Annotated in this window: 17 protein-coding genes; 5 read left to right on the plus strand and 12 right to left on the minus strand. The window is 70.5% G+C overall.

Going from position 1 to position 16,864, the window contains the following annotated elements; genetic code table 11:
• Window positions 1-167 precede the first annotated feature (167 nt).
• The 7 genes from ACZ69M_RS03790 to ACZ69M_RS03820 all read right to left on the minus strand — a co-directional run bounded on the left by ACZ69M_RS03790 (window position 168) and on the right by ACZ69M_RS03820 (window position 6,972).
• A complete protein-coding gene (locus ACZ69M_RS03790) occupies window positions 168-827 on the minus strand; it encodes a LuxR C-terminal-related transcriptional regulator (protein ID WP_470046267.1) in 660 nt (219 codons plus the stop codon).
• The gene (locus ACZ69M_RS03795) at window positions 812-2,086 is read right to left on the minus strand and encodes a sensor histidine kinase (protein WP_470046268.1); all 1,275 of its coding nucleotides are present in this window, start codon (window positions 2,084-2,086) and stop codon (window positions 812-814) included. The genes ACZ69M_RS03790 and ACZ69M_RS03795 overlap by 16 nt, the downstream gene beginning before the upstream one ends.
• 123 nt (window positions 2,087-2,209) lie before the next feature.
• Window positions 2,210-3,202 carry an NAD-dependent epimerase/dehydratase family protein gene (locus ACZ69M_RS03800; protein ID WP_470046400.1) on the minus strand — a complete coding sequence of 331 codons (993 nt, stop codon included), beginning with the start codon at window positions 3,200-3,202 and terminating at the stop codon, window positions 2,210-2,212.
• Window positions 3,203-3,301: 99 nt separating this feature from the next.
• Window positions 3,302-3,892, minus strand: coding sequence for a winged helix-turn-helix domain-containing protein (locus ACZ69M_RS03805; protein ID WP_470046269.1), 591 nt, complete (start codon window positions 3,890-3,892; stop codon window positions 3,302-3,304).
• 401 nt (window positions 3,893-4,293) lie between these two features.
• Window positions 4,294-5,322: a glutamine synthetase gene (glnII, locus tag ACZ69M_RS03810; RefSeq protein WP_075026477.1), complete on the minus strand. Its 1,029-nt coding sequence runs from the start codon at window positions 5,320-5,322 to the stop codon at window positions 4,294-4,296.
• 484 nt (window positions 5,323-5,806) lie between these two features.
• On the minus strand, window positions 5,807-6,490 hold the full coding sequence (locus tag ACZ69M_RS03815) for an RlpA-like double-psi beta-barrel domain-containing protein (protein ID WP_470046270.1): 684 nt from the start codon (window positions 6,488-6,490) through the stop codon (window positions 5,807-5,809).
• Window positions 6,491-6,609: 119 nt separating this feature from the next.
• Window positions 6,610-6,972, minus strand: coding sequence for an arsenate reductase family protein (locus ACZ69M_RS03820; protein WP_470046271.1), 363 nt, complete (start codon window positions 6,970-6,972; stop codon window positions 6,610-6,612).
• 245 nt (window positions 6,973-7,217) lie between these two features.
• Between ACZ69M_RS03820 and ACZ69M_RS03825 the strand changes: the two genes are divergently transcribed.
• Together ACZ69M_RS03825 and ACZ69M_RS03830 are read left to right on the plus strand one after the other, a co-directional pair.
• Window positions 7,218-7,637, plus strand: a complete 420-nt coding sequence (locus ACZ69M_RS03825) for a hypothetical protein (RefSeq protein ID WP_470046272.1) — start codon at window positions 7,218-7,220, stop codon at window positions 7,635-7,637.
• Window positions 7,638-7,895: 258 nt separating this feature from the next.
• On the plus strand, window positions 7,896-8,204 hold the full coding sequence (locus ACZ69M_RS03830; protein ID WP_054230803.1) for a hypothetical protein: 309 nt from the start codon (window positions 7,896-7,898) through the stop codon (window positions 8,202-8,204).
• 479 nt (window positions 8,205-8,683) lie between these two features.
• Here ACZ69M_RS03830 and ACZ69M_RS03835 read toward each other — a convergent pair whose 3' ends face one another.
• Window positions 8,684-9,913 carry a winged helix DNA-binding domain-containing protein gene (locus ACZ69M_RS03835; protein ID WP_470046402.1) on the minus strand — a complete coding sequence of 410 codons (1,230 nt, stop codon included), beginning with the start codon at window positions 9,911-9,913 and terminating at the stop codon, window positions 8,684-8,686.
• Between the two features lie 178 nt (window positions 9,914-10,091).
• On the opposite strand from ACZ69M_RS03835, the gene ACZ69M_RS03840 reads away from it, so the two are divergent.
• Complete coding sequence (locus ACZ69M_RS03840; RefSeq protein WP_470046404.1) at window positions 10,092-10,577, plus strand: FxLYD domain-containing protein; 486 nt, start codon at window positions 10,092-10,094, stop codon at window positions 10,575-10,577.
• 46 nt (window positions 10,578-10,623) lie between these two features.
• Here ACZ69M_RS03840 and ACZ69M_RS03845 read toward each other — a convergent pair whose 3' ends face one another.
• The 3 genes from ACZ69M_RS03845 to htpX all read right to left on the minus strand — a co-directional run bounded on the left by ACZ69M_RS03845 (window position 10,624) and on the right by htpX (window position 13,920).
• The gene (locus tag ACZ69M_RS03845) at window positions 10,624-12,258 is read right to left on the minus strand and encodes an alpha/beta fold hydrolase (RefSeq protein ID WP_470046273.1); all 1,635 of its coding nucleotides are present in this window, start codon (window positions 12,256-12,258) and stop codon (window positions 10,624-10,626) included.
• Between the two features lie 71 nt (window positions 12,259-12,329).
• Window positions 12,330-12,914, minus strand: coding sequence for a PspA-associated protein PspAB (gene pspAB / locus ACZ69M_RS03850; RefSeq protein WP_095855073.1), 585 nt, complete (start codon window positions 12,912-12,914; stop codon window positions 12,330-12,332).
• Window positions 12,915-12,996: 82 nt separating this feature from the next.
• A complete protein-coding gene (gene htpX / locus ACZ69M_RS03855) occupies window positions 12,997-13,920 on the minus strand; it encodes a zinc metalloprotease HtpX (RefSeq protein WP_470046274.1) in 924 nt (307 codons plus the stop codon).
• Between the two features lie 360 nt (window positions 13,921-14,280).
• On the opposite strand from htpX, the gene ACZ69M_RS03860 reads away from it, so the two are divergent.
• On the plus strand, window positions 14,281-14,619 hold the full coding sequence (locus ACZ69M_RS03860) for a hypothetical protein (RefSeq protein WP_470046275.1): 339 nt from the start codon (window positions 14,281-14,283) through the stop codon (window positions 14,617-14,619).
• Window positions 14,620-14,689: 70 nt separating this feature from the next.
• Here ACZ69M_RS03860 and glnA read toward each other — a convergent pair whose 3' ends face one another.
• The gene (gene glnA, locus ACZ69M_RS03865) at window positions 14,690-16,099 is read right to left on the minus strand and encodes a type I glutamate--ammonia ligase (RefSeq protein ID WP_054229275.1); all 1,410 of its coding nucleotides are present in this window, start codon (window positions 16,097-16,099) and stop codon (window positions 14,690-14,692) included.
• A gap of 199 nt (window positions 16,100-16,298) precedes the next feature.
• Between glnA and ACZ69M_RS03870 the strand changes: the two genes are divergently transcribed.
• Window positions 16,299-16,769 (plus strand): RDD family protein, encoded by a 471-nt coding sequence (locus tag ACZ69M_RS03870; protein ID WP_168508260.1) that lies wholly within the window; start codon window positions 16,299-16,301, stop codon window positions 16,767-16,769.
• The last annotated feature ends 95 nt before the right edge of the window (window positions 16,770-16,864 follow it).

The raw sequence follows: 16,864 nt of genomic DNA on the forward strand, positions 1-16,864 counted from the left end.
CGTCCATCAGTACGCAGGTGACTCCTGAGGCGTTCAGAAACCCCGGAAAATCTTAGAAGTTCGTGAGGTCATTTCCGGCACAATGGGCTCAGAAGCGCATGTTTTTCCGGGAGTTGATCTCGAGAAACAGGTTTGAATGATATTCAACGGCGTCGGCGGGTCCTTCTTCATCCCTGGCTGCCGTGATCCAAATACGCCAGTACGGCGAGTACGCGCCGGTTGTCATCGTCGGAGACCTCCAGCCCCAGTTTGGTGAAGATGTTGGAGGTGTGCTTGGCGATCGCCCGTTCTGTGACCACGAGTTGGGCCGCGATCGCCGCGTTCGAGCGCCCCTGGGCCATCAGTTCGAGCACCTCCAGCTCACGTGAGGTCAGCCGCCCGAGGGGCTGCGCGGTGTGTGAACGCCGCGCCAGCAACTGCTGGATCACCTGCGGATCCATCGCGGTCCCACCCGCGGCGACCCGCCGTACGGCGTCGATGAACTGCTCCGCGTCGAACACCCGGTCCTTGAGCAGATAACCGACCCCACCCGTGCCGTCCGCGAGTAACTCCCGTGCGTACAGCTGCTCCACGTGCTGGGAGAGCACGAGCACCGGCAGCCCCGGCCGCTCCCGACGGGCCTGGAGCGCGCACTGCAGCCCCTCGTCCGTGTGCGAAGGCGGCAGACGTACGTCGACCACGGCGACGTCCGGCGCCAACTCGGCCAGCGCCCGGGTGAGTTCGGGCCCGCTCTCGACGGCGGCGGCGATCTCGAAGTCGTACGCCTCGAGCATCCGGACCAGCCCGTCGCGCAGCAGGAACAGGTCTTCGGCTAGGACAACGCGCAAGGGATCTCCATGGTGACCATGGTGGGACCGCCCGCGGGGCTGCTGACGGCCAGGACGCCGTCGAATGTACCGAGCCGCCGCTCGACGCCGGTGAGCCCCGAGCCCGCGCCGACCCGGGCGCCGCCCGCTCCGTCGTCGGTGACGGTGATGCGGAGCGTTCCGTCCCTGTGCTGGAGGTCGACCCAGAGGCGCTCGGCTCCGGAGTGCTTGACCGCGTTGGTCAGTACCTCGCTGACGGCGAAGTACGCGGCGGACTCGACGGGGGCGTCGGCGCGGCCGTCCATGTCGATGTCCACCTCGCTCACGAGAGGCAGCCGCAGCGCCAACGCCCGTACCGCGTCGCCGAGTCCACGCTCGGCGAGCACGGGGGGATGAATACCCCGTACGAGGTCGCGCAGCTCGGTGAGCGCCTCGGCGGAGGACCGGCGGGCCTGGGCGAGCAGCTGTCGGGCCTTGGCCGGGTCCTTCTCGATGAGGACCTCGACGGTCCCCAGGTCCATCCCCATGGCGACCAGTCGCGCCTGCGCCCCGTCGTGCAAGTCCCTCTCGATACGGCGGAGTTCGGCCGCCGACGTGTCCACGGCGGTACGCCGGGTCTCGGTGAGGACGCGGACCCGTTCGGCGAGTTCGCCGTCGCCGGAGGCGAGGACGGAGCGGGTGAGGAGGAAATGGACCCGCAGGAGGGCGGGGGAGAGGGCGTAGGAGGCGACGAGGAGCGCCGCGCCCAGTGCCCCCGCGAGGAGGGCGGTGCCCTGCCCCGACACCGGCACGAAGCCGTACCACCAGCCCGCGTGCGTGCCGTCCGTGAAGACGCGCCACAGGCCGGCCGCCAGCGCGAAGCCCTCCAGGGGGTAGAAGAGGAGGGCGGCGGGCAGCAGCGCGGTCACGAACCCGGCGGTCATGTCGACCACCAGCCAGCCGAGGTCGCGCCAGGTCGCCGGGTCCCCCAGCATGCGGAAGCAGCGCGTCCACGGGGTCGTGTCCGGCGGCAGGCTCCGGTACGTGGACGGAATCCGTATCCCGCACCACTCGGCGGCGATGATCCGTCGCCGGTCCGCGAAGGCCCGTACGGCGGTCAGGACCCACGGGGTCGTGACGATCCCCACCCCCACCGGGACGAGCAGGACAGACACGACGGACAGCACGAACAGAACAACCGCTCCGCTGAACCCCCCGACGGCCAGCATCAGCCCTCGTCCCCCGGCGACCAGTACCTCCGGCCCGCGCGTCCGTATACCCCTGCCGCTCCGCATCTCCATACCGCCAGTCTCACCGACCCGCCCCGCGCGGTCACTGGGCCGAGCACCAGGGTGGGGGTGGTGCCAGGTGCACCCCGGGGGCTTTCGGCCGCGGACCGGTGGCGGCGAGAACAAGGGGCGGCGCTACCGGCTGAGCACCTTGTCCTCCAGGTCCGGCGGGAGGCCCACCGGGGGGCGGCCCGGACGTTGGGGGGCCACGCCGCCGATGCCCCGGAGCCAGGTCCACGTGTCCGCGACCGTCTCCGAGACGGGCCGGCACCGCAGACCCGCCGCCACCGCCCGCGACACGTCCGCCCGATGAAGAGCGTCATGCATGTCGGACCCCACCGGCACCCACACCGGCAACTGCGTCCACGGCTGAATCCCGGCGTCGAGGACCACGGAAGGCTCCGTCCAACGGAGTTCCGCCCGCGCCCCGGTGACCCGGACGCACGCGTCGAGCAGCTCCCCCATCGTCGTGTGCCCCTGCGGACTCATCAGGTTGTACGCCCCGCTCACCCCCGCGTCCGCCGCCCCGAGGATCCACTCCGCGAGATCACGCACATCGACGTACTGGAGGGGGAGGGACCGAGGGCCGGGGGCGAGTACGGGACCGCCCCGGGCGATCCGGTTCAACCACCACGGCAGGCGCCCGATGTTCTCGTACGGCCCGAGGATCAGCCCGGACCGCACGAGCACCGAGCGCTCCGCGCCGAACGCGGACACGGCGGCCAGCTCGCCGCCCAGTTTGTCCTGCGCGTAGTCGGTCTGTTCCGCGTCCTCGGACGCCCCTTCCACGAGCGGCGCGTCCTCGGCGTAGTCGGCGGGCGGAGCCCACGCGTAGACCGAGCAGCTCGACACGTACACATACCGCCCGGCCCGCCCGGCCAACAGCCGTGCCGTGTCCCGAACGGCCCGCGGTGCCGCCGACCAGGTGTCGACGACGACATCCCACTCACCGTCGGTGGACGCGTCGGCGAGCGCCGCGAGCCCGTCGGGGGCGGTGCGGTCACCCAGCAGGGACCGCACCCCGGCGGGCGGCTCGCGGCGCCCGCGGTGGAAGACGGTCACCTCCCAGCCACGGCCGAGCGCCGCCTCCACCACGCCCCGCCCCGCGAAGTCCGTACCGCCCAGCATCAGCAGTTTCTTGGGTGTCATACGGAGGACTCTGCCCGCACGGTCCGCCGGACGGAACGGGAATCTGCTGACAGAAGATTTCCTGAGCCGCGTGCTGGGTCAACGCCCCGTCGGGGGCGCGTACTTGTACCCCACCCGCCGTACCGTCTGGATCGCCTGCCGGTGCTGCGTCCCCAGCTTGCGCCGCAACCGCGCGACGTGGACGTCGACGGTCCGCCCGTCGCCCACGTGCCCGTAGCCCCACACGGTGGTGACCAGCTGGTCGCGGGTGTGCACCCGGTGCGGATGCGAGACGAGGTGCGCGAGCAGCTCGAACTCCAGGTAGGTGAGGTCGAGCGGCCGCCCGTCGACCTCGGCGGTGCGCTGCACGGAGTCGATGCGCACGAGCAGGTCGTCCCCCACGGCGGCGTCGGCGAGGGCCGGGGAGTCCGGGACGGCGACCGGCAGCAGGGGCTGCTGGTCGGCCGGTACGAGGACCAGGTAGCCGATCATCGGCGGCTGGCCGGGGAGTACGGGCAGGGTGTGCGGGGGAGCGGGCAGCCAGGTGGCGCCGGGCGGCAGGAAGTCCGCGACGTCGACCACCTCGTCCCGGTGGACGGCACGGAGTCGGTGCCGCGCCGGGACGGGGACGGGGGTGGGTGCCGGTGCGGACGTGGTCGCGACGGACGAGAAGGAACGAGTGGTCGCCATGAGAGGTCAGCTCTTTCGCGCGAGAAGTTCGTCGGGAAGGTCGACGACCGCGAGTTCGTGGTCGGGGCCGTCGAGGACGTACGTCGTGCGCGCTGGCCGAAGGCCGGGGTGTACGGCTTTAGAGGGCCGGCGCGTTCGTCGCGCGGCAACACACCCGGTCGAAGTCGTGATGCTGACGGGAAGGCCAGAAGGGCTCCAGGTCGGGGCGACCCGTCGCGGTGTACTTCTGGAAGCCGGCCATGCCCCCATTGAAGCAGAAGCCGGAGCCGCGCAGGAGACTCCTCTCACAGGTCGGACGCGCCCTTGGCGTGAACTTGACGCCGTACGAGGCCGATGTCGCGCAACGCGAGGAGGCGCCCACCACGACGGTGGGCGCCTCCTCGCGTTGCGTGCGGGGCGGATCAGACCTGGCCGGCCTTCTCCAGGGCGGTGCAGCAGGTGTCGACGAGCAGGCGCGTGACGACGTACGGGTCGACGTTGGCGTTCGGGCGGCGGTCCTCGATGTAGCCCTTGCCGTCCTTCTCGACCTGCCACGGGATGCGGACCGAGGCGCCACGGTTGGAGACACCGTAGGAGTACTCGTTCCACGGGGCGGTCTCGTGCAGACCGGTCAGGCGGTCGTCGATGCCGGCGCCGTAGTTCTTGACGTGGTCGAGCGGCTTGGAGCCCTCGCCCAGCGACTCGCACGCGGTGATGATCGCGTCGTAGCCCTCGCGCATCGCCTTGGTGGAGAAGTTGGTGTGCGCGCCGGCGCCGTTCCAGTCGCCCTTGACCGGCTTGGGGTCGAGGGTCGCGGAGATGTTGAAGTCCTCGGCGGTGCGGTAGAGCAGCCAGCGGGCCACCCACAGCTGGTCGGAGACCTCCAGCGGCGCCAGCGGGCCGACCTGGAACTCCCACTGGCCGGGCATGACCTCGGCGTTGATGCCGGAGATGCCGAGGCCCGCCTTGAGGCAGTTCTCGAGGTGCGCCTCGACGACGTCACGGCCGAAGATCTCGTCCGCGCCGACGCCGCAGTAGTAGCCGCCCTGCGGGGCCGGGAAGCCGCCGACGGGGAAGCCGAGCGGGCGCTCTCCGTCGAAGAAGGTGTACTCCTGCTCGATACCGAAGATCGGCTCCTGCGCGGCGAACTTCTCCGCCACCTCGGCCAGCGCGGCACGGGTGTTGGACTCGTGCGGCGTCATGTCGATGTTCAGGACCTCGCACATCACGAGGACGTCGTCGCCGCCGCGGATCGGGTCCGGGAAGGTGGCGACGGGCTTGAGTACGCGGTCCGAGGCGTGACCCTCGGCCTGGTTCGTGGAAGACCCGTCGAAGCCCCAGATCGGCAGCTCGGCGCCCTTGGCGTCGTCGCCCAGTATCTTCGTCTTGGAACGGAGCTTGGCCGTCGGCTCGGTGCCGTCGATCCAGATGTACTCAGCCTTGAAGGTCACGGGCCACATCCTTCGGGGTGTGTCTACGGGCGCACTGCGGGTGCTGCGGCGCTGCGGCACTGGGGCGCCGCGGTACTGCCCGGCAGCCTGTCAACAGGCGATTTCCCGATCATTGCTCGAATGTGAACCCCGTGTTACCGGGTGTCTCTGTGCTGCGACTCACTCGCCGAGAGCGACGCGCGGCCGCTGTCGGCGGCCCGCTCGCGAAGCCTGCCGGCACATGCGTCGGGCCACCGTGGTCCTCGCGGTCCCGGTGGCGGCGGCTCGTATGCGATGGGTTTGCGGGCGCGCACCGGGCTCTGCGCCCGGCGAACCCGCTCTGCCGAACCCGCTCTGCGTGCCGGTCCTGCTGTTCGTGGCCGCGAACAGCAGGACGCACGACCCGCACCGGGCGGCGGTCCGGGCCGCGGGGCTGCTGCCGTACGCGGCCCGGCCGGTACCGCCGTCCGATCGGCGGAGTTCCTCAGTCGTCAGGTGCAGGCGCTCACCCCACCTTCTCGATCCGGGCCCGGCGGATCAGGAACTTGCCCGGCTCCCGGACCTGCTCGAACGCCGCGTTGTTGAGCAGCACGCAGCTGCCCGACACCGAGGTGACCTGCACGGTCGTGGACTTGTTGTTGTCCAGGTTCGTGACCTTGAGCTTGGTCCCGGCCGGGAACTGGTTGCTGGAGGCGGCCGGGGCGCCCGCCTCGCCCGAGAGGGTGACGGTCGAACCGTTGCAGACCTGCTGCCCGGCGGCGGCACCACCACCACCCGTCCCCTGCGCGGGTGCGGTGGTCTGCTGCTGCGCGGGTGTGGTCGTCGCCGGCTGGGCGGACTGCGCGGGCTGCGTGGTCTGGGAGCCCTGAGCCGACTCCCCAACCGCGCAACCGGACGCCTTCTGCTGCACCTTGATCTGAGCGATGACCGCCTCGCGGTTGGCGATCCGCGCCGCCGACTGTGCGTCGGGATTGGCCCGCTGGCCGTCGATGAACTTCTGGTTGTTGCCGAGGGCGGTGGTGAGTCCCTGGCAGACCGTCGAGTCCGCGGCGGACAGCGTCCGGCCGTTCTCGGTCTGCGCCGCGTTCGAGGTGGCCGCCATGGCGAACGCGCCACCTCCGGCTACGGCGGTGGCACTGACCAGCAGTGCGAGCTTCTTCTTGGGACTGAGAGTCCTTCTACGCGACATGCACGCCTCCTGTCCGTGGCCGCCGCGTGCGGCGACCGGATGCGATCCGTGTGCCGCTATGTACGAGATCCCGAACAGGGTTACTCAATGGTTAACACGAGTCAGCGAAGTGGTCTGGGTCACATGCGGGTCAAGGCGTCCCGAACCGCTTCCTCCGTGCGTCCCACGACGGCCGTTCCGTCCTCCGCCGTGATGATCGGACGCTGGATGAGCTTCGGGTGCTCGGCCAGCGCCTTGATCCACCGCCCGCGCGAACCGTCGTCCCGCGCCCACGACTTCAGGTCGAGCTCCTTGGCGACGGCCTCCTGTGTCCGGGTGATGTCCCACGGCTCGAGGCCCAGCCGCTCCAGTACGTCCCGGATCTCGTCCTCCGTGGGGACGTCCTCGAGGTAGCGGCGGACGGTGTACTGCGCGCCCTCCGCGTCGAGCAGGCTGATGGCGCTGCGGCACTTCGAACAGGCCGGATTGATCCAGATCTCCATGCCGCACACGTTACGTGAGCCCTCTTGTTCCGCCCGGCGTCACGCCACCCCTGAAAGCCCTGTGGCCAGGGGCCGGGTCATCACAAGATCATCACCCCATCTCCATGCCTCTGTCATATGCCAAGACCAGGAACTACCGTCATCCCACCCGAAAGCGCAACCAGGGGGGACGAGATGACTGCCCGTACACGAGGCCGCCTGTTCCACGACCGCCGGACACGCGGCCTTGGCGCAAGCGCAAGCGCGTGTGGGCGGCCGGGATCCTGCTGTTCGGTCTGGGGGCCATGGGGGGCACCCAGAGCGCGCAGGACGAGGTGAACGCGGCGAAGGCCGCGGCCGTCCGCCCCCGTCCGACGGTCACGGTGACTGCCACTGCCACTGCCACTGCCACCGTCACCGCGACGCCGAAGCCGCGGGCGACCGTCACCAAGACGGTGCGGACGCCGGGCCCGACCAGAACGGTCACCGAGGCCGCGCGGGACGCTGGGGCGGACACGAGCGGGAGCAGCGACACCGGCACCTGCTCGATCGTCTCCAACTCGGGCAACTGTTATGAGGCGGGGCAGTACTGCCGGAACAGGGACCACGGCGCTTCGACGACGGACGCCGGCGGTACGGGCATCACGTGCGCCTATCGCAACGGGTGGCGCTGGACGTACTCCTGACGGCGCGAGCCGTGTCCTTCCCGGTGGGTGACGGGTGGGTCCACGTCGTGCCACCGGAGGGTCTGTTCGAATTTGCCGCCGCCTCACGCACCCCTCGCGGAACTGCTGTGACACGGCGGCAATTCCCTTGCTCACCTGGAGGTTTGCTGGACTCTGTGGACTCCCTGGATGTCAGTGCCGGGCAGTAAACTGGAGACAGTGTTCGAGGGTGTCGCCGGGGGGTCCGGATGGCGCCCTGACCGCGACAGGAGGATGCCTGTGCCCGCTGCCGCACTGAAGCCGCTGCCCACTCAGTCCACGTCCAAGAGGGCGGTCCTGATGGACCTGCCGTACGAGCCCGTGGCGAAGCGCCCGTTGCCGCCGGGGCGGCCTCGCGAGTGGTACGTCACGCACAACCGCCGGCTCAAGGCGATGCGTCTCGCGATCGCCCTGCTCGACTCCGGTGTGTACGTTCCGAATCAGGCCCGCAACGAGAAGATCCGCAGTACTGCGGAGGCGATCGGTGTTCATCCGCCGTCGGACACCACGTGCCACATGGTGCGGGCGCTGATGCGTTACGCGCGTTGAGCGCAGGGGGCGGCCGGGGCAGGGTCTCTCGCCCCCGCCGCCCCGACCCGTCCCATCCTGGCGGCTCCGCCCCCAACCCCCCTTCGGCCTGAACGACCTCGTCCTCAAACGCCGGACGGGCTGAAAGAAGCCGGCCGGGCTGGGGCCCCGGGCCCCGGGCCCCGGGCCTCGTCCTTGGCCGCCGGACGGGCCGAAAGACGCGAGCTGGGGTGGGTGGGGTGTGACCTCCGGCCTCGTCCTGAGACGCCGTGGGCCGGGGTGGGTGGGGTGCGGGCTGCGGGGTCGTTCTGGAACGCCGGACGACCCCGGGCCTTTAGGGGCGCGGGGAACTGCGCGCCCAGCCCCCACCGGGCCCGCAGCCAAACGAAATGGGGCGGTCGGGGGATGCGGGGCGAAGCCCCGCTTCGGGGGCGCGGGGAACTGCGCGATCCGCTCCCACCCACCCGCGGCCGGGACGGCAGCGCCCCGTCCCCCCGTCACTACCCCGCCGTCAGTTCCTTCTCCAGGGGGGTTCGGAAGCGTGGCGTGATCCGGGTCGCGCCCAGCCAGGCCCGTAGGCGCGCGGCCTCCGTCTCGATGGCCGCCTGTGCCTCCCGCCCCACCCCGGCAGGGTCCAGCACCCGCCACACCAGAGCCCCATCGCCCCGCTGCGCCCACCCCCCGACCACCCGCCCGTCCCACCACACCGTCGGCCCGACATTCCCACTGCCGTCGAAGAGGGCGGGGCGCAGGGAGGGGGAGAGGTACCAGTCCCGTTCCTGCCATCCCATGGCCGTGGGATCGAGCCCGGGAAGGAGCGCGGCCCACGGCGCGGCGGGGCCGGGGACGGGGGCGACGTCGTCGGCGGTCACATATCCGGTGGCTCCGTCGTCGAGCGACACGGCCACCGCCCCGATCGCGGCCAGCGCCCGCCGCACATCGGTGACCTTCCACCCCGTCCACCACTTGAGGTCGGCCTCGGTGGCGGGCCCGCACACCGCGAGCCAGCGGCGCAGCAGCTCGGGCTGGGCCTCGGCAGGCGGGAGTTCGGGATGCGGCGGCGCCACGGCCCAGCGGAACTGGGTCGACGTCCAGGACCCCAGCGGGCGCCCCCGCACCACCCGCCCCTCGACCCCGAGCACCCGCATCAGCCGGGACGACACGGCCTGCGCGCTCTCGTAACTCCGCCCCGCGCCGTACGTGAACTGCTCCCTCAACCGCGGTTCGTCCTGGACGAGTTCGTTCACCGTCGCCTGCCCGCGCCGCGCCAGCGCGGCGAGCGCGGACGCCTCCACCTCGGCGAGCCACTCCTCGGTCAGCCGCCCGTCGCTGCCGCTCACCATGTCCTTGATCAGCCCGGCCCGGGCCTTCGCCGCGATCGCGAGCCCCGTCGAGGCGTGCACCACCGCGGCCAGCTCGGTGGGGAACACGAACACGGTGTGCCGCATGCCGTGCATCCGCACCAGCGTCCGGTCCTCGTACAGCGCCCGGTCGAGCTCCGTCACCGTCTTCCCGGAGTCCGCGAGCCGCGCGCCCACCGCCAGGTACACCGTCGCCGGATCGGTCCCGTGCAGTGCGACCAGGGACCCGGCGACCTCCTCGGGACTCGCCGCGCGCGCCGTCCCCGTGAGCCGGTGCCGCAGGGCGAGCCGGGCCCGCCGCTCCGCCCCTGCGATGTGCCGCCGCTCCTCGCCCACGCCGCCGCCCTCTCGTAGCTGCCGTCCCCGCATCCTCTCGCGTCTCACCCGATCGGCGCCCCCTGTCATGCGTACGCCCTGCTTCACGGCCTTGACTGAAGCGGGAATCCGCAGCGGAACGTCGGGAGACGACATGGCGCGGCACGCGCGGCAAGGGATACGTGGGATGCGCGGGACAGGCAGGGCGCACGGGGTGCGTGGGGTGCGCGGGATACGAGCTCCCGGCGTACGACGGACCGGCCCGCGGGCCGTGGCTGCCGTGCTCCTGCTGACCCTCGGCGCCTGCCTGGCCGGCTGTTCCGACGACACCAGCCCGTCCGACGTGGCCTCCGCCGCCTCCTCCCTCGCGTCCCAGGCCGGCGACTCGCTCGCCTCCGCGACCGCCGAGGCCGGGCGGAAGTTCGACGAGTTCAAGAACGGTCTGAACGCCAAGGACGAGGTGAAGCTCGGCGACCGGGTGACCATCGACTCCGAGGGCCGGGCCACCGTCAAGGCCACCGCCACCAACCCGACGTCCGCAGCGAAGACGTACGCGGTTCAGGTCGACTTCCGCGACAAGGGCGGCAACCTCCTCGACACGGTCGTCGTCACCCTGAACGACGTCCCGGCGGGCGCCGCCAAGGACGCCACCGCCCGCAGTCACCGCACCCTCTCCGGAGACGTCACCGCCGACGTGGCCCGCGCCGTACGGGCCTGACACCCGCGAACGCGCCTCCCGCGACGGCGACCATCCCGCCGTCGCCTCAGCCGTACAGCTCGAACAGCCCGGTCACATACGCCGTCAGCCGTTCGCCCAGCAGTTCGGGGGTCAGGTCGGCGCGCCCCAGTTCCCGCCACGGCACCGCGAGCTTCTCGGCGTCGGGGCAGTAGGCAAGCGCGTCCAGCAGCCGCCAGTACAAGTGCTCCTCGGCGCCGGCCGGTCGGCGTCCGCCGTGTGCCTCGTACCGCGCGCGGAACCCCAGGCCGTACGCCTCCCCGTGGAGCAGCGCGAGAGCCGTGGAGCAGTGGGCCACGTCCAGGTCGGCGGGCCCCCACGAGGTCTCCACCCAGTCGACCACCCCGCTGATCCGCAGTGTGTCGCCCGCGCCGGTGAAGAGCACGTTGCCGGGATGGAAGTCCCGGTGCAGGAAACATCCTTCGTACGCCGGGGGTTCGCGCCGGATCACGTCCACGGCCCGCTCCCACAGCGCGCCCCGGGACGCACGGACGCGTTCGGGCGAGGTCCACGCCTGGTACGGGCGCGGCCGGTCGGCCGGAACCACCGCGTGGATACGGGCCAGTTGGCGGGCCAGCAGGTCGATCCGCCGGTCCAGGTCCTCCTCGTCGACCCGTACCCCGCCCGGCAGCGCGGACATCAACAGGGAGGGGTGGTCGCAGTGTTCGGCGGTGGCGTCGACGGCGTGGAGCTCGGGCGTGGGTACGTCCTCGTACGGGGCGAGCAGGGTGAGGACGGACGCCTCGCGGGCCAGCAGACCGGCCGCGTGACGGCGGTAGAAGGGCTTCACGAACGACCGCAGCACCAGACCCGTACCGTCGTCGAGGGTGAGCCGGCGCATCTGGGAGCTCCAGCCGCCGCGCAGGGCCGTGGACTCCCGTACGTTCCTGCCGGCCGGAAGCTGTTTGGCCACCCAGCCGCGGGTCGCGGTCCACCCCCGCTCGCCCAGTCCCACGAGTACGGCGTCCACGAACCGCGCCCGGTCGGCGGGATGTTCGCGCAGCCACAGGCCGAGCATGTGGTCGGCGTCGGGGAATTCGAGCCGGGTGAACTGGGCGCGGGCGGTGAGCGCGTCCGTCACGGCCTCGGTGACGGCGGGCGGGATGACGGCGTCCGTACCGGGTACGGCGAGGACCGCACGGCCGTCGTACCCGCGCAGCACGTCGAGCGCGGGGGCCTGCCGCCAGCTGTCCGGCGCCCGGATGATCTCGCTGAAGCGCCCGTCGCCCTTCCCGAAAGGAACCTGCCAGGCCGCGGCGCCGTACACAGCGGGCGCGCACAGGCCCAGGGCCACCACGCGCCGCCCGTAGTGCCCGGCGAGATCGGCCACCGTCTGGCCGCTCATGCTGAACCCGACGAGGATCAGCGGACCCTCCGCCGGGACCGACGCGTCGATGACGGAGACGGCCTGCTCGAAACGTCGGCCAAGGCTCAGGTCCCTGAGTTCGCCCGAGCTCTCCCCGTGTCCGGAGAAGTCGAGGGCGAGGCCTCGGCAGCCGCGTGCCACGAACTCCTCCAGCAGCGGGAGCAGGCGCTCCTTGTTGCCGAGGCCCGCGCCGTGCAGCAGGACGACGGTGGCCGCGGCGCCGGGGCCGTCGTCACCGCCGCCGCTGACGCAGCTCAGTCGTTCACCGTCATGGTCGTGTGCGAAGGAGGCGAGCATCCCCCCATTTACCCACGCCCGCTTTTCCCCTCACTACGTACCGATCTACGTACCGACGGCCCCCGGCCAGGTCACAGACCCGGGGCGCCCCAGATCGGGAACCAGCGGCTGAGGTCCTGCTCGATCCGTAGATCGTCCGCGAGCGCGGCCTTGACCTGCAGTTCCAGCGCGTTGTCGCGCCGTTGGGCCTCGCCGGCCAGCGGCGCGAAGGGATAGAAGGTGCCGCGCTTGTAGAGGTAGACGAGTCCGAGCCGTCGCTGCCCGGTGTCCTGGAAGCCGGCGACGGAGCAGAGCAGCTGCGGTCCGAAGCCGCTGCCCTCCAGCGCGCTGTTGACCGCGTGCAGATCACTGACCAGTGCGGGCAGATCGTCCGGTTCCCGCCGTGAGACCAGCCACGAGTATCCGTACTCGTCCCGGCTGACCTCCACCGGCGGACCCGTGCGTTCGGCATCCGCGTCGAGCAGTTCCTGCACCTCCTGGTGCGCCTGGGCGAAGGCCCCGCCCTCGACGCTCGCGAAACACACCGCTCCCGTCCCGGTCGGGGTGAACCCGGCGGCGGCCTGCAAGGTCAGGGCGGCCGACGGCAGCCCGAAGAGCTGGTCGAGATCGGGCGCGACGGCCTTGGTGCGCCCGAGCAGGATGTCCAGGAACCCCATGCAGTCGGCTGCCTTTCCGGAAGGGACGAAGGGCCACGGCCCAGGATGAGCGGGGCGGGTGGGAAAAGGACGGGAAGAAGAGTCAGACGCTGCTCTCCGGAGTCGCCGCCTCACCCAGCTCCGCCGAGATCCTGCCCAGCTGTTCGAGCCGCTGCTCCAGGCTGGGGTGGGTCGAGAAGAGCTTCGCGATCCCCGGTTCGGCACCGAAGGCCGGCGTGAAGTAGAACGCGTTGAACGCCTGTGCCGTCCGCAGGTCCTTGGTCGGGATCCGCGCGATGTCCCCGGAGACCTTCGTCAGCGCGGACGCCAGCGCCGAGGGCCGGCCGGTGAGCAGGGCGGCGGACCGGTCGGCGGCCAGCTCGCGGTACCGGGACAGGGCCCGGATGAGCAGGAAGCTGATCGCGTACACGGCCGCGGAGACGGCCATCACCGCCATGAAGATCGCTACGGTGTTCTGGTCCTTGCGGCCGCGCCCGCCGAAGAGCTGGGAGTAGAAGGCGAACCGCACGATCAGCCCGGCGATCACCCCGAGGAACGAGGCCACGGTGATCACGGCGACGTCCTTGTGCGCCACGTGCGACAGCTCGTGCGCGAGCACGCCCTCCAGCTCGTCGGGCTCCAGCCGCCGCAGCAGCCCGGTGGTCACGCAGAGGACCGCGTGATCGGCGTTCCGCCCGGTCGCGAACGCGTTCGGCATGTCGATGTCCGACACGGCGACCAGCGGCTTCGGCATGTCGGCGACGGCACACAGCCGGTCGACGACCCCGTGCAGCTGCGGATACTCCTCGCGCTCCACGATCCGGCCGTGCATCGCGTAGAGCGCGATCCGGTCCGAGAACCAGTACTGCGCGCCGAGCAGCAGGGCCGCGAGGACCACGACCAGCACCCAGGACTTCAGCAGCACGATCAACGCGGCGACGAAGGCCACGTACAGCAATCCGAGCAGGAACAGCGTGACCGTCATACGTACGGTCAATCGCGGATCGCTCCGGAACCGGCTCTGCATCTGCATCACCCCCGCAGTAAGGCACTCGTCCCGCTGTCCAGTGTGCACCTGCGGACGCCCATGAAGCGGTTCCGAACAGCCCTAGGAGGTGCAAAGGCGACCTGTGGGATTCCGGGCGGGATCTGAGGGATTCCGTCCAAGATGCTGAGTGGTCGATCGCCGACTAGCCTTTACTCGCGAGCAGCTCTTCATGAAAAGAGCCGCCATCGGAGTACGCCCGCTGCACGCGTCGGCGGTCTGAACGTACTCCCTGTACTCGGGCGAGCATCGCGCCGGACCCGCTCCGCCGCGGTCACGGCCATCTGCCATCCGTCTCGTGCCTCCGAAAGACCGCACGAGGGGTGCAAGGAGGATTCATCCATGAAGGCACAACGTGCGAGGCGCATCTTCGCGGTATCCGCCATCGGCGTTCTGATGGCCGGAGGCGCGGCGATCGGCGCAGCAGGTACGGCCTCGGCAGCTGCCCCGGCCCAGGCCCAGGCCCAGACCCAAGCCATCACCCACGGCTGTTCCAACTGGGGTGGCCGAGGATTCGGCAACTGCGGGTTCGGCTTCAACAACGGCTTCAACAGTGGCTTCAACCGTTTCGGCTTCAACAGCGGCTTCGGCTTCAACAACGGTTTCGGCTTCAACAACGGTTTCGGCAACGGCTTCGGCAACGGCTTCGGTGGTGGAGTCGTAGTCGTCGTGGTGCCCTGACGGACCACGGCCGAGGGCCGCCACCTGTACGCACAGGTGGCGGCCCTCAGTTTTTCGGGCGTCGTGATCTTTAGACGTCGTAGTACAGCTCGAACTCGTGCGGGTGCGGACGCAGCTGCAGCGGCGCGATCTCGTTCGTGCGCTTGTAGTCGATCCACGTCTCGATCAGGTCGGACGTGAAGACGTCGCCCGCGAGCAGGAACTCGTGGTCGGCCTCGAGGCGGTCGAGGACGGCCGGGAGGGAGGTCGGGACCTGGGCGACGCCCGCGTGCTCCTCGGGGGCGAGCTCGTAGAGGTCCTTGTCGATCGGCTCGGCCGGCTCGACCTTGTTCTTGATGCCGTCGAGGCCCGCGAGCAGCAGCGCCGAGAAGGCCAGGTACGGGTTGCCGGAGGAGTCGGGCGCACGGAACTCGACGCGCTTGGCCTTCGGGTTCGAACCCGTGATCGGGATACGCATGGCCGCGGAGCGGTTGCGCTGCGAGTACACCAGGTTGACCGGGGCCTCGAAGCCGGGGACCAGACGGTGGTACGAGTTCACCGTCGGGTTGGTGAAGGCGAGGAGCGACGGGGCGTGCTTGAGGATGCCGCCGATGTAGTAGCGGGCGGTGTCCGAGAGGCCCGCGTAACCGGCCTCGTCGTAGAACAGCGGGTCGCCGTTGGCCCACAGTGACTGGTGGACGTGCATGCCCGAGCCGTTGTCGCCGAAGATCGGCTTCGGCATGAAGGTCGCGGTCTTGCCGTTGCGCCAGGCGACGTTCTTCACGATGTACTTGAAGAGCTGGAGGTCGTCGGCCGCGGCGAGCAGCGTGTTGAACTTGTAGTTGATCTCGGCCTGGCCGGCGGTGCCCACCTCGTGGTGCTGGCGCTCGACCTGGAGGCCGGACTTGGCCAGCTCCAGGGAGATCTCGGCACGCAGGTCGGCGAAGTGGTCGACCGGCGGGGTCGGGAAGTAGCCGCCCTTGTAGCGGACCTTGTAACCACGGTTGTCCTCGAGGGCACCGGTGTTCCAGGCGCCGGCCTCGGAGTCGATGTGGTAGAAGGCCTCGTTCGACTTGGTGTCGAAGCGCACGCTGTCGAACACGTAGAACTCGGCCTCGGGGCCGAAGAACGCGGTGTCGGCGATGCCGGTGGACGCGAGGTAGGCCTCGGCCTTCTTCGCCACGTTGCGCGGGTCACGGGAGTACTGCTCGCCCGTGATCGGGTCGTGGATGAAGAAGTTGATGTTGACCGTCTTGTCGCGGCGGAAGGGGTCGACGCGCGCGGTGGACAGGTCGGCGCGGAGCGCCATGTCGGACTCGTGGATGGCCTGGAAACCGCGGATCGAGGAACCGTCGAACGCGAGCTCCTCGGCCGGGTCGAAGGCCTCGGCCGGGATCGTGAAGTGCTGCATCACGCCCGGCAGGTCGCAGAAGCGGACGTCGACGAACTTGACGTCCTCGTCCGCGATGAACTTCTTGGCCTCGTCGGCGTTCTGGAACATCCAGCTCCTCCTACTCCCGCCCACAGTGGACCGGGGTGGTAGTTCGTTCGTGCGGCCAGTGCGGTGGCACACGCTGGAGCCGACCATAGGGATGGGGGATTTCTCCAGCGTGACCCATTTGTTTCGCCCAAGTTAACCGACCCGGGGTCGCCAGGCCCCTCGTGTCCGCATGCCAAAACGGGCGCAGTACCGTGGACGGGTGGACAACAGGCAAGCAATCGGATCGTGGCTCTCCGGACCTCGCGCGGCCCTGGAGGACGCCGGTGCCGACCTCGGATACCGGGGTGAACAGCTGGGTCTGCCGGAACAGGGCCCCGGCTCCATCGCCCGCCCCGGCCGCAGGCTGGGCGCCCTCGCCATCGACTGGGCCCTGTGCCTGTTGATCGCATACGGACTGCTCACCCACGGCTACAAGCCGGGGTCGACGGGCAACTGGGCCCTGCTCGTCTTCTTCGTCCTGGGCGTCCTGACCGTCGGCACGGTCGGCTTCACCCCGGGCAAGCGCCTGCTGGGCCTGCGGATCGTCCCCGAGGGCGGCGGCCGTCTCAACCCGCTGCGCGTCCTGCTGCGCACCGCCCTGCTGTGCGTGGCCATCCCCGCCCTGATCTGGGACCGCGACGGCCGCGGCCTGCACGACCGCATGGCCCGCACGATCGAGGTCCGGGCCTAGCACCGGGCACCAGGCCGTACGACGGCCTCAGCGCGTACGACGATGGGGGCGCCCGGAGTGATCCGGGCGCCCCCATCGTCGTAACTCTGCTCAGA

The organism is Streptomyces sp. NPDC107454 (genome assembly GCF_055582885.1).

Coding starts and splice junctions, on each gene's coding strand:
- ACZ69M_RS03795 (WP_470046268.1), bottom strand. CDS start 2,086: ATGGAGATGCGGAGCGGCAGGGGTATACGGACGCGCGGGCCGGAGGTA.
- ACZ69M_RS03800 (WP_470046400.1), bottom strand. CDS start 3,202: ATGCTGGGCGGTACGGACTTCGCGGGGCGGGGCGTGGTGGAGGCGGCG.
- ACZ69M_RS03805 (WP_470046269.1), bottom strand. CDS start 3,892: ATGGCGACCACTCGTTCCTTCTCGTCCGTCGCGACCACGTCCGCACCG.
- ACZ69M_RS03815 (WP_470046270.1), bottom strand. CDS start 6,490: ATGTCGCGTAGAAGGACTCTCAGTCCCAAGAAGAAGCTCGCACTGCTG.
- ACZ69M_RS03820 (WP_470046271.1), bottom strand. CDS start 6,972: ATGGAGATCTGGATCAATCCGGCCTGTTCGAAGTGCCGCAGCGCCATC.
- ACZ69M_RS03835 (WP_470046402.1), bottom strand. CDS start 9,913: ATGCGGGGACGGCAGCTACGAGAGGGCGGCGGCGTGGGCGAGGAGCGG.
- ACZ69M_RS03845 (WP_470046273.1), bottom strand. CDS start 12,258: ATGCTCGCCTCCTTCGCACACGACCATGACGGTGAACGACTGAGCTGC.
- pspAB (WP_095855073.1), bottom strand. CDS start 12,914: ATGGGGTTCCTGGACATCCTGCTCGGGCGCACCAAGGCCGTCGCGCCC.
- htpX (WP_470046274.1), bottom strand. CDS start 13,920: ATGCAGAGCCGGTTCCGGAGCGATCCGCGATTGACCGTACGTATGACG.
- ACZ69M_RS03860 (WP_470046275.1), top strand. CDS start 14,281: ATGAAGGCACAACGTGCGAGGCGCATCTTCGCGGTATCCGCCATCGGC.
- glnA (WP_054229275.1), bottom strand. CDS start 16,099: ATGTTCCAGAACGCCGACGAGGCCAAGAAGTTCATCGCGGACGAGGAC.